This is a genomic window from Pseudoalteromonas phenolica, from assembly GCF_005876835.1.
GTDB lineage: Bacteria > Pseudomonadota > Gammaproteobacteria > Enterobacterales > Alteromonadaceae > Pseudoalteromonas > Pseudoalteromonas phenolica_B.
In genome coordinates this window covers 40,858-53,089 of the sequence record NZ_PPSW01000030.1, presented here as the reverse complement: position 1 = coordinate 53,089, position 12,232 = coordinate 40,858, and the positions used below count along the sequence as shown (strand labels likewise).

Sequence of the window (12,232 nt, the reverse complement as noted above, 5' to 3'; positions counted from 1 at the left end):
TTCCTTATTGTTGTAGTGCAAGGTCTAATAATTTGGGAACTGGCACTTTAAAAGCATGCTGCCAGATGGTGGATATATTTTTTTTGGTAACTGTATCGTAGGGTACCAAGGTAAAGAGTGGCGTTGGCTCATCTAACACCGCAAGCCCTGCTATATAAGCCATACTCGAGCCTATGGTATAGGGTCTATCCGAAATCGTACCAAACATGTTACGACTCATTGCCATATCAAGTAAGTTATTTACGCCCAAGTCATGGGTGATCACTTTGACCTTTTTATTGCCAAAAGACCTAAGGGCTTCTACTACCCCTTCTGCTGCGGCATCCCAAGAGACATAAATAGCATCGAGTTCAGGGTTTTGAAGTATCATCGCGGCTGCGATATTACTGGTCTCACTTTCTTTAATGAAACCTCGTTGACTCACCACTGTTAAATTTTCAAACTCTTGTAGTTTGATTTTAAAGGCATTGTCGCGGTTATTGGTAATAAAATAATTCGCATCGTGATAAATAATCCCCACCTTCCCTTGCCCTTCAACAGATCTATTTACTAGCTCAGCCGCGGCCTTACCCATACCAAACATATCGTCAGTGACTATGCCAAAAAAATCTTTACCATGTTGAAATCCAGGAATGGGATTGCTCAATAAAACCAGTTTTGCCCCTTGGCTTATGGCTTTTTGGTAGCTCTGCTTAGTGCTTATCCCATCTACACTCAGTGATAAAATAATATCGGGGTTAAGCGCAGAAATATTTTCAAGGTCAGCAACTTGCTTCGCTGGATCAAATTGCGCATCGGTTACTGCAACTACTTCAACGCCCAATTGCGCAAAAGCATCTTGTGCGCCTCGAGTAACAGCTGTTATCCAAGGACTTGCACCATGCCATACTAAGGCTGCTGTAAGCTTTTTATCTTTTAGCTGTTTTTTTTGTGTTTCACTCAGTGAAATATCTGAAGCTTTTGCCGCTTTGGCCCAGTCGATGTTCTGCACTTGCGTCGCAAGTGCTTCAAAGCACAAGGCAAACAGCAGCGCGGTAAACAAGGCAAAAAACCGTATTGAGTTCCATGTTATTTGCATTTTTTTAGTCTAAATGATCCGTCGATAGGTTTATATTTATGCAACAAAACCTTTATGTCAAACATTTTGACTAATTCTTTTTGTACGATTCTGCCCTTGCTTAGCATACAATGACGAATCAGTAATAATAATGACCAGCCACCTTCTGGCTCAAAAAACAAACTGGGTGTAAGCACATTGATAGGATCGAATGCCAAACAAAACAAAGCGTTAAACTTACGACTAGTACTCGCCCAAATCGTTGCGCTCGGCCCCATTTCAAGGGTTGAAATCGCCAGAAATACCCACCTCACCAAACAAACCATTACCAATATGGTAGAAGCGCTTTTAGCGCAAAATTTAGTGACTGAAGTTGGCATCAAAAAATCAGAAGGCGCAGGGAAGCCTTCAAAAATGCTCTGCTTAAATGAAACAGCAGCTTACTCTGTTGCCGTCAGAGTAACTAATACAGAGCTACATGTTGCTTTATTTAAACTTAACGGTGAGTGTATAAATAGCCTTCATACTCAATGCAGTCACAGCGAATTACTTGAAAAAACAGCTTATCTCGTAAATACCTTACTTAATATTGATAATATCGATAAATCTCAAGTGCTTGGTGTTGGTTTTTCGATGCAAGATAGCGCTCACTTGGCGTTAGAAAGCCACCTGACAGCGCAAAAAATTCAGCAAGATTTAGCGCAACAGTTAGCACTACCTATTGCGATTGAAACATCTGCAGCGGCTGCAGCATCTTATCAAATGTTATTTGGTGAAGCCAAAGATCTACACAACTTCATATATGTCCATTTGGGTAACCGTGTAGAGGCTGCAGTTGTATACGACCGGAAAATTCTACTCGGCCAAAACGGCCTAACTGGCGCCATTGGCGACATTTTTGTCACACCTGAAACCGATGACAAGACTGGCGAATTAGGCCGACTCAATGACTTTGTCTCTTTGCAATCTTTAAAAGCACAGCTCAAAGACACAAAGTTAACCCAAGATATGCTGTTATCTGAATTAAATGAAGAGAATAAAGTTGTACTTAATTGGGTAGATAAAGCCGAAGAGCCACTTCGTATTGCAATACATACTCTTGAGTCTTTGTTAAACACACAAACCATTATTTTAGGCGGTGATATCAATGACTGGTTGTTAGATAAGTTGCTAACACAATTACGCCCTTATATTCCGAGTATTGCTCAATACGGTGAACGTAATGTGATCCGCTTAATCAAAACACCTGATGTGAGCCAAATTGCCATGAAAGGGCTGGCTACTTTGCCTCTTCATGCAGCTCTTAGCTTTGAAAATATGCAAACCCTATATACCCCAGACAACCTTATCCCCTCAGATCTACAGTCACTTATTTATGGTTAACTGAGGTAAAAATTAAAGGCCTGCCATTTGTGCTTCAGCATCAATACCGACTACTGCTAATCGCTCTTTTCGCCAATTTAACCACCAATATGAAGCGTGATTGGCGATAAACTCTCGATATTCGGCTAACTCATGACTCTCGCCTTGGCTTTGCTTTAGCTCTAGCAGTAATAAGGCACTGTTTAAGCTCAACCAATTCAAATGCTGGCCACGACCAATATTGAATGAACGTTTAGCATAAGTGATGGCATTATCGATATCATCCAGTGCCCGATAATATTGTGCATGTAATAACGCAGAACGCGCAGGGTCTGTTATTTTTTCTACCACTTCAAGCGCTGCTTCAGGTTTGTCTAATTTTAAATATAACTTTGATAACTGATCTGCAGAAGAGAAAAACACCCAATAGTTTTCAGGTGTCACTGGCTTATCTAACACCTCATGGTAAAACTTAATGCGCTCTTCCTCGGTTTGGGCAAACAAGGCAAAGTGATACATAGGCAGCATATAATGAGAGCCATCTAACTGGTATTCAGCCAGTAAGGTTTTCGCTTGAATAAGGTAATCCATACGTTCTTTTTTCATACCAAATTTACTGGCTTTAATAGAGAGTAAAGTATAAGCGCGTATTTCGGCGACAGGCTTTTTTCCTAACCTAGCTAAGCTTGCAGCCTTGTATAAATAACGGTGTATAGCATCATAATCTTCTTTAGTATGCGCAATTGAGTGCGCAAGTTCAGCCATCGATTTATTCACTTCTGCCTGCAAATCATAAATATGCGCATCAGACAAAAGCAACTCAGCTTGTTCATAGAAGGTTTGAGCACCAATTGCGTCTCGTTTACCTTGATAAAGTTGCCCTTTTAACCATTTTCCATAGGCATAATAAAGCGGATGTTTTAGCTCACTTTCAGCCAATAGTAATTCAACATAGCCACTGGCCGAGTCAAACTTATCTGCCTGAATAAGCTGGTAAGTTAATAAAGGCAAAACATGTAAAGACGCATTCATATTCTCTTTCATTAAAGTGAGCTCAGCAGAAAGTAATGACTCACTTTTTAAAACAAAATAATCACTGTTCGCCAACTCATTTATCAACGCCTCAGTTTGCTCTGCAAGATCGGTCATCGAGCTACCATACAAGTAACTTGTCCAACTTCGCTCTGGACCTTGTACTAGTAACTCAAGTAAATAAGGTGCCTGCTTACGCGTAGCTGAGTCGCCATTATTTTTTAAGATCCCCGTAAATACCAGTGCGTTATTAACGCTTAATTTTTGATACTGCATAAATGGTGAGTTTATGAAATCTCTGGTATCTAGCGCTTTGTTCTCAAGCGCAAAATCAAGTTGGGTATGTAAAGCAGCTAACTCGTCTTTAAAGTGCCTCGGGCTATCAGCTGTGAAAGGAATAAACTGCAACTCACTGTGCACAGCTTGATTATCACTTTTAGTGTTGAGTTCTTTTACTTGCAGGCCTAGTTTGTTGCTAAAGATGCCATGTTCTGCATGATAGTAAGCTGCACCTGAAATCAAAATAATAACCATCAAACATGCCATAGCAATACGCTTATCGAATGTTTTCTTTAGATTAGTTGACTCGACAATATTTTGAGAGGCTAACTTTTGCTCTTCTGAGCTTTTCTCTACTTTAAGGCTGGTATTTGCTATTTGAGAATGATTAGGCCTTTTCAGCTTCTCTAGAGGGGCTTCAATTAAAATTAATTCTAGGTGCCATTGATACCCTTTTTTTGGAAAGGTTTTGATTGCATCTTCGCCTAAAATTGAGCGCAATTGGCTGATATTCTGAAAAACGACTTGCTCAGATACCACCTTTGAATGCCAGATTGCCGTGAGGATATCTTCTTTACTGAATATTTTTTGAGGGTTGGAAATAAACAACGCCAGTAGATTAGATTGAGTACTGTTTAGTGGAATAACTTCTCCAGCTTTATATAAGACAGACTGACTCTCATCAAACTCAAAATCTAGAAACTGGATCATACAGCGCACAACCTTTGCTTTTATACCAACCCGCTTAACTGAGGTGGTATTTTTATTTTTTCAGTGTCGAAAACACGGCCCCGCTCAGTGTACGACAATCAGGGCCGAATTCAATCTAAGGTGTTTTCAATCGCTTATAAAACTGTGGAAGACTAAAGTTTTTTTACATCTAACCAATTAATTGAAAGACGTGTTCGCTCTCCTACAGGTTGAATTGTGAGTGTGTGCGTGCCTTTAGGTAAAGTCACAGGCACTGCACTGGCCGTTTGCCAACCGTTTTCACCTGTTGTGGTGATGTCTTTCAACAACTTGCCATTTAATAACACTGAAAATGTCTGTTTGTCGCCACTGTGAAATACTCTTGGTTCTAGTGTGTACTTACCCGCTTTGGTTACCTTTACTTGGTAATCAGCGCTGGTATTACGCATATTCGCAAATACCAAATCGTGTTTTGGCTCTTGAGAAGAGTTTCGAACGTTCACTTCAGTACCTTGACTGAATGCTTCCGCTTGAATACGAGCTGGTAAGGCATGGGTATAAACGGCATTTGAATCCGCTGTATTTGAAGCGAGTCCCTCTCGCTCTCCAATCTGAGGCGTCACTTTATAACGAGCTTTATTCTTGCTTGGCTTAGTATCGACATATTTTAGTCCTGAGACGCCTTTTGCAATCACTTGTTCTTCATTTGAGACTAAATCTAAGCGAGTCACTTTATAAGTTGTACCAGTAATATCTTGTTGATGTTGCCAGGATAGAGCCACTTCTCGGCCTTTGTCTTTCAAAGAAAGCTTAGATACTTTACTTGGGTAATCCGCTATTTGCGCATGCATTATTTTGGCTTGCTTTTGTGCTTTCGCTAACCCGGTCACAAATTGGTCACTACCAGCCTGTGCAGGGAGGGTTTTACCTTTTGTATCAAGTACCAAACGAAAACCTTCTATAGCCGCGATAAAATCATCAGCCATTTCTCCTCTTCGGTCTAGATCTGGTACCTCCCAGTGCCAACTACTGCCTTTAGCAATACGTGAAGTACAATTAGCTTGAGTAACAGGTCCTCCCCCTTGAGGGAATCGTTGTTTACCATCAACATAACAATCAGCAACCACCTCTTGAATGTTACCAAGCAGGTCATGCACACCATATTTATCCGCTTTATATAAGCCTACGGTAGAAGAAAGTATCTCTTTGTCATTACAATCCTCAATGGTATAAGCAGATGAATATGGGGCTTGATACACTTTGCCTGTCATCGCATTTGCGTGTTGGTCAGCTAAGTTGGCTATTTCACATACTTGATGACGCTTTTTACCTTTTTCAGTAACATACTCGTCATACCCCCCAGTTCGCATCACATATAACCACTGCGCTTCTGACATAAGTCGATACTGCTTACCCGTTTTATCTGAAAGCCATTTAGCATACTCTTCAGCACCCTTTGTCCCAATACATACCACAGGATGGTATTCAGAAAGATTAAAAAAATTGTTATCCCACGAGCCATCTCGCTCACCCGCACCAAACCATCCCGGGCCAATTTCGTGCATACAATTTGTTGGTGCTTTATAACCTGTATCTTCAATGAATTTTCTAAACTCTGCCACCGTGAGCTCATACTTTGCCATTTGAAATGGCTGCATTGACACCTTATATCGACCTTCCCCGTCATGGTCTTTTGCCATAAAGCTACCAGCAGGAATACTGGCTGTAGGCGGTTCGAAATATGATACTGATTGTGATTTTGCGAATGCTTGAGTACAACTCAAAGCAATGACTATTGAAAGGATCTTTTTAACCATTATGTGCTCCGTTTACACCTGTTTTGTTGTTGAGCAAACAATAGTGAGTACACAGTTTTTAGTCTTATTATTTTTCTAAAAAATTTTTCTCTCTTTATTTAACCTTTAAATACAATAACTTTAGATTTTTTATAGCTTCTACGATGCCATAAAACTAATATAGGCTTTTCATAAACTCGCTCCGAAATCTTATTCGAATAATAAAAGTACGTCGTACACGGTTGAGTTTTTCACACATTTCCTGCCATGTTCTACACTTAAAGCATGTTTAACTGTCACTATATGCTGTGGAAATATCTTTAAGGGTGCTATGAAGTTAAAGACCGGATTTATCATTTCCCAAACCAGTATTATTATCAGCCTAATTGTGACCCTTGTTGGTGGGCTTTTTTTATACCAACAATCACAGCTTAATAAACAAATAGATCAACACCTTCTCCAATATAAAAATGCATTCACCCGTTTTCTTTACCTACAACCCGCATTTAGCCTGTATCGCTCGAAAGACATTGAAAGCGACTTAAAAAAACATAAAAACGATTATGCATTAGCCACAATGTCACTCAAACAGCACATTGAAGATAACAGCATTGCCCTACTACTACTTAACCAAATTCAGGTAGGGGTTGGTGAGTTTGAAAAAAACTTACTTGAACAAATCAAACTTCAAAGGCGTTTAGGGTTCAATGAAGATAGAGGATTAAGAGGTTTTTTTCGTCATGCCGTCCATGAGCTACAGACCATTACTGAAAAGTTAGAAGATCCCGAGTTTGAAATTCTAATTTTAGAACTGAGACGCAGAGAAAAAGACTATCTACTTCGTTGGGATCCTAAATATCTCAAGCAACACAATAAGCTTATTGCACAGACACAGCAGTTAATTAATACCCGTTACCCCGAAAAAGGCGCTGATTTAAATTTAAGGCTCAATGAATATATTCAAGGATTTAATCAATATATTTATCATTTAGAAACCCAGGGGCAGCATGCTTCACAAGGGTTAAAAGGTAAAAATAACGCACTATCAATAGAGCTAGGAGAGCGTTTTGATACGCTATACCAGCACCTCAATGAGCAACAAGCTGCAACGTCGCAAGATTACCTTAGAAAGATTTTTTTACTTATTTTAGCAACCACCATTATCAGCCTTTCCGTTTCATTCGTGATTAACCGCAGAATGACTTTTTCATTGATTGCTGTTACCACATTTGTCAGAAAGCTATCTGAAAGTGATGATTTTAGTGAGCGATTAGAACTTGGCGGTAATGACGAGCTATCTCAGTTTAGTGATGATCTAGGCATATTATTAAGCCATATAGAAATACTTATAGAAAGGCTCTCACTAGCCCAAAATAGGCTTATCGAAGATGCTAAAATGGCCAGTTTAGGCGGCCTTGTAAAAGGCTTTGCACACGAGTTAAACACTCCCTTAGGCGTGGCAATAACCAGTGAATCTTTCCTTAGGGAGAAGGTAGGCAAGCTTAAAGATGACTTCAAACAAGGCAAGATATCTAAAGCTAATCTACAAGTTTTGCTTCAAGAATTTGATGACTCACTTAATTTAATAGAAAGTAACTTAACTCGCTCTGCAGAACTCATAAGCAGCTTTAAGCAGGTTGCGTCACATCAAGAATATGATGAGCTCGTCGAGTTTGATATACACGAATTTTTAGATAACCTTGTCATCAGCCTAAGACATGAAATTGATAAACATGATGCATGTATCTCTCTCGATATTCCAAAAGGAATGATTATAAAAAGCTACCTTGGGGCTTTTGGGCAAATATTCACTATTTTTATCGTAAACAGCCTACGCCATGGTCAAGTTGCACATAAAAAACTCAACATTGAAATTTCGTGCAAATTTGTCAGCGGAGCTATCCACTTCAGGTTTAGCGATGACGGTGCGGGTATAAAAGAAGAGCTACTTGAAAAGGTGTTTGAACCCTTCGTAACGACAAAACGAGGTGAAGGCGGAACTGGCCTAGGCCTAAGCATAGTGTATAACTTAGTCACCCAGCGCCTCGGTGGTCATATTGAATTACAGAGCATTGAAGGCAAGGGCATATGTATTTATATGCACTTCAATGACATCCCATTTCGTCAACACTTTGAGTGAGTTACCTAAAATTATAAAGTTATGAAAAGGCTTTTATTAAACTTTGAAAATAACCTTCAACAGAGTCTTGTTGTTCAGTATGCTGAACTAAACAGGTATGGACCTCTGAACGCACACGCTCAGCTTGTTGATGGTATTCGTAACAGGCATTTACGGGGTTAATGATAGCGCTAATGTCCGTATTGATTAAGATACAAGCCTGAGCAAGTACCACCTTACCACCACCATTTTTAAGTACCACTCGTTGCGCTGTTCCCACCACTTTTTTGCCTGCGATATTAAGATTGTAGTCTCCATCACAGTAAGAAAACTCAGTGGCATGAACATCTACTTTTACAGCATATAACGCAAAAAACCGAGATAGCTTGTCACAAAAATCTTGATAGGCTCTTGGTATCGAATAAGGTGTTTGCTCATCCCACACATACATATGAGAAACATTAATCACGCCAGGTACTTGTGGTACCGGTGCGCCACCTGTTTTTCGACTAAGCAGCTGCCACCCCATTTGCATAAGCTGTAGATGCAGCCCCTCTGAGCTTTGCCATTTGTTACCTGACGGCAAAACCAATGTTGGCTTATCTGGTTGCCACAAAATCAAAGCTTCATTTAACTCCCCTCTTTGCAATTGACCTAAGACTTCCGTTTCTTTTGCAAATACATTTTCAACCTGAATATTTGGATACAATAAAAGTTTAGGTTTCATAGGCTAGTAACCTTGAGTTTTGTTCATATATTAATTGTTGCATCAGCAATATATAACAAAATAAGGCTGAGTAAAGACAAGTTTGTTAACACAAAAAAGCGCCCAAATTGGGCGCTAAAATAAAGTGGGCCAGGGAAGCCCGTTTTATAATTTCAAAATAAATACAAGGATTAAAACTCGTATTTTAATTTAAAACTATATGCTCTTCCTGTAAGGTCATAAGTTGCTCCCTCAATACCTGATGGCTCACTTCCAACTACTGGTGGCTCTTCATCAGTTAAATTGTCAATACCAAATGAGAAAGAAAGGTTGTCACTATATTGATATACAGAATTAAGGTCTAATCTAGAATAAGAATCTACAATTTCATCGTCATTACCTTTATCTTTAACTTCATCTAACCATTGACCTCTTAATTCAAGGCTCCAATCTTCAAAACTCCAGTTTACGAAGTAAGACATTTTATATTCTGGGATCAAGCCTGCATTTGAAGAGTTATCATAAGTGCCTGAACGGTTAACAACTTCAGCTTCAGGGTGCGCTTGGTCATTGAATTTGTCATACCAAGATAGCTCTGTTCCTATTTTCCAAAAACCATAACCAGACTCAAAACCATAATCTGCACCAAGATCAACACCTACAACTTCTCGCTCAGCCAAGTTAACGTAAGTAACGTCTACCTGAGAAATGTTACCATTAGCATCTCTGACCACTCGATTCCCCAATAAAGGGTCACCTTCAGCATTTTTGTCTATAAAGTACTGCTTAGGATTGTCTATTGCATTTTCTTGAGTAATATTAAAGTAGTCTAAACGAAGGTTTAAACCTTCAAGCGACTCTGGACTCCAAACTACACCTGCAGTAAAGCTTTCTGATTCTTCAGCACTTAACTGTACCGAGTTACCCGTGGTAATAGTAAGGAATTGGAATAAAGCAGGGTCAGATTGCACACTACAACCTGCTGTACTAGCAGTATTACCAGCGTCCTCTGCCGCACATGGGTCAGACAAAAAGTCGAAAGACTCAGATGCACCTTGATATAACTCTTGAAGTGAAGGGGCTCTGAAACCCGTTGAATATGTTGCTCTTAATTTCAAAGACTCACTGGGATCGAATTCAATACCAACTTTAGGATTTACATCTGTTCCAAAATCATTGAAATCAGAGTAACGAAGTGCAAAAGTCATGTTTAACTTATCAACGACAGGTACAAATGCTTCAGCATAAATCTCTTTTGATGTTCTATCACCTGCTGTAGCTTGTAAGTTTGCGCCACCTATTGTTTGGAAATCTGAAATTAAACCATCAGGATCTTTAGAAAAGCTTTCTTTTCTATATTCCACACCAACAGCCACTGCAACTGCACCTGCATCCAGCTCAAATAAATCACCTGTTACATCGAATGCAAATGTATGAGTACGAGAACGGCCTTTCATTTGAACATCAGTTAACATGTAATTCCATTGCTCATCAGGCATCTGACCAGCTTCAGCTAAAGGGTTTATCTGAACACACCCTTCAATTTGAGCACAAATATTTTCTGGACCAACACCTAACTTTAAGTGCTCTTTATTAACCACGTTCACATATGTTTGACTATATCGACTCTGTGAGCCTAATACTTTACCTGACCAACTCCAATTGTCATTAAACTCACCGTCAAGCTTTAAGACTAATCGATCAAATTGAGTATTATGGTCAAAAAACCTAGGCGCTCCAGAATCTGTCATCCTGCGGCGCCAATCTTTTATATCTTGATCAAAGATATTGTACTTATTATCTTTACTCCAAGTTAAGTCACCTACCTCAAAAGCAGCAAATATTGGTGCATATGCCCAAGTCTCAAAAATTTGAGTGTCAGAGTGAAGAAACTCTGCATTAAATAAAAGTGTATCTGAGATCTCATAATGTCCATTTGCAAACATTGAAAATCTTTGGTTATCAGGGATTTCTGAAGTAACTTGTTGATAGTTATATGATTCCCAGTTAGTTGAATAACCAGAAAAATCTGTAGCGCTATTTGCTCTAGTTATTGTAGCAGCGTCATCAGCAACACCTGTTTTAACTATCGTGCCATCATCCAGACCTTTGAAACCTGAGATTGTTGCACGACCAGAAGGAATTGCTGAAGATGGAATTGGTGTAATACTTGTTCTATTACGATTACGAGAGAAAATTGCCTGTTGCTCGTAGAAGTTCGCACCAAAAACTATTGAACCTTTATCACCAGAAATACCTGTTAATAAATTAAAGCTCCCTCTTTCACCCCCCTCTTCAGAAGGTTTTGTATATGTATAGTCAACCATTAACCCTTCATAGTTTTTCTTAAGTATGATGTTCACTACACCTGCAATGGCATCAGAACCATAGATTGATGATGCGCCATCTTTAAGAATCTCAATTCGCTCAATGGCTGCTGGTGGAATGACATTAAGGTCGACAGAATCACCGCTTGACGCATTATTTGCTGCCCTATGCCCATTAATTAATACTAAGGTTGATGTATCTGGTAATCCCCTAAGGTTAATACTTGATGTTGGACTACCTGCTCTCGTGGTATTTGTAATACCCGTTATAGCAGGCAACTGATTAATTAAATCAGCAATATTGTCAACGCCAGCCATTTCTATTTGCTCAGCATCTACTGTCGTAATAGGTGAAGCATTTTCTAAATCATGTCTTTTGATCCGCGAACCCGTAACTGCTATTCGCTCAACTTCATTTGCACCATCTTCATTTGCGATAGCAACACCGGTAGACAGTCCTGTAGAGATCACTGAGCAAGCAATCGCATATTTTACTGCTTTAGCTACTTTATTGTTTTGCATTATTTCATCCATCTTAACTTATAGTTTTTATAAAACGCATACACCCACCCCTGAGGAAGAGAAGGATTAACAGAATCGATACAAACCTGTTAACAAGCATAAAAATATGCATATAAATATGCACAGTCAAGACCGAAAAAAACATACGAGTACTTATTTAAATTATTATTATTGCAGAAAATGCACACACTCAAACCACAACAAAAAAAACACAAAACATTAATAATCATAAAGTTACAAAATTTAAAAAAAAACAATTAAAAAAAAACACAAAATATAGGGCTTAAAACCTTCTTTAAGGAAAGCTTATATTGCAATAAAAGGGACAGTTACAATTTTAAA

Annotated in this window: 7 protein-coding genes; 2 read left to right on the top strand and 5 right to left on the bottom strand. The window is 39.1% G+C overall.

All coding sequences use genetic code 11. The annotated features are described in order from the left end of the window. Positions 1-4: 4 nt before the first annotated feature. A complete protein-coding gene (locus C1E24_RS17335; RefSeq protein ID WP_138483631.1) occupies positions 5-1,078 on the bottom strand; it encodes a substrate-binding domain-containing protein in 1,074 nt (357 codons plus the stop codon). A gap of 177 nt (positions 1,079-1,255) precedes the next feature. Between C1E24_RS17335 and C1E24_RS17330 the strand changes: the two genes are divergently transcribed. Then, on the top strand, positions 1,256-2,440 hold the full coding sequence (locus C1E24_RS17330) for an ROK family transcriptional regulator (protein ID WP_138483629.1): 1,185 nt from the start codon (positions 1,256-1,258) through the stop codon (positions 2,438-2,440). 12 nt (positions 2,441-2,452) lie between these two features. On the opposite strand, the gene C1E24_RS17325 is transcribed toward C1E24_RS17330, so the two are convergent. Further along, positions 2,453-4,441 carry a winged helix-turn-helix domain-containing protein gene (locus tag C1E24_RS17325; RefSeq protein ID WP_138483627.1) on the bottom strand — a complete coding sequence of 663 codons (1,989 nt, stop codon included), beginning with the start codon at positions 4,439-4,441 and terminating at the stop codon, positions 2,453-2,455. A 152-nt stretch (positions 4,442-4,593) separates the two neighbouring features. Then, positions 4,594-6,237 carry an SUMF1/EgtB/PvdO family nonheme iron enzyme gene (locus C1E24_RS17320; RefSeq protein ID WP_138483625.1) on the bottom strand — a complete coding sequence of 548 codons (1,644 nt, stop codon included), beginning with the start codon at positions 6,235-6,237 and terminating at the stop codon, positions 4,594-4,596. A 310-nt stretch (positions 6,238-6,547) separates the two neighbouring features. Between C1E24_RS17320 and C1E24_RS17315 the strand changes: the two genes are divergently transcribed. Further along, a complete protein-coding gene (locus C1E24_RS17315) occupies positions 6,548-8,356 on the top strand; it encodes a sensor histidine kinase (protein ID WP_138483623.1) in 1,809 nt (602 codons plus the stop codon). 19 nt (positions 8,357-8,375) lie between these two features. Here C1E24_RS17315 and C1E24_RS17310 read toward each other — a convergent pair whose 3' ends face one another. After that, complete coding sequence (locus C1E24_RS17310; protein ID WP_138483621.1) at positions 8,376-9,062, bottom strand: lipoate--protein ligase family protein; 687 nt, start codon at positions 9,060-9,062, stop codon at positions 8,376-8,378. A gap of 170 nt (positions 9,063-9,232) precedes the next feature. Continuing rightward, positions 9,233-11,890, bottom strand: coding sequence for a TonB-dependent receptor (locus C1E24_RS17305; protein ID WP_171040923.1), 2,658 nt, complete (start codon positions 11,888-11,890; stop codon positions 9,233-9,235). Positions 11,891-12,232 lie beyond the last annotated feature (342 nt).

What these genes read in the sequence shown, in the direction of transcription:
- C1E24_RS17335 (WP_138483631.1), bottom strand. Translation starts at nt 1,078, where the DNA reads ATGCAAATAACATGGAACTCAATACGGTTTTTTGCCTTGTTTACCGCG.
- C1E24_RS17315 (WP_138483623.1), top strand. Translation starts at nt 6,548, where the DNA reads ATGAAGTTAAAGACCGGATTTATCATTTCCCAAACCAGTATTATTATC.
- C1E24_RS17305 (WP_171040923.1), bottom strand. Translation starts at nt 11,890, where the DNA reads ATGCAAAACAATAAAGTAGCTAAAGCAGTAAAATATGCGATTGCTTGC.
- C1E24_RS17320 (WP_138483625.1), bottom strand. Translation starts at nt 6,237, where the DNA reads ATGGTTAAAAAGATCCTTTCAATAGTCATTGCTTTGAGTTGTACTCAA.
- C1E24_RS17325 (WP_138483627.1), bottom strand. Translation starts at nt 4,441, where the DNA reads ATGATCCAGTTTCTAGATTTTGAGTTTGATGAGAGTCAGTCTGTCTTA.
- C1E24_RS17310 (WP_138483621.1), bottom strand. Translation starts at nt 9,062, where the DNA reads ATGAAACCTAAACTTTTATTGTATCCAAATATTCAGGTTGAAAATGTA.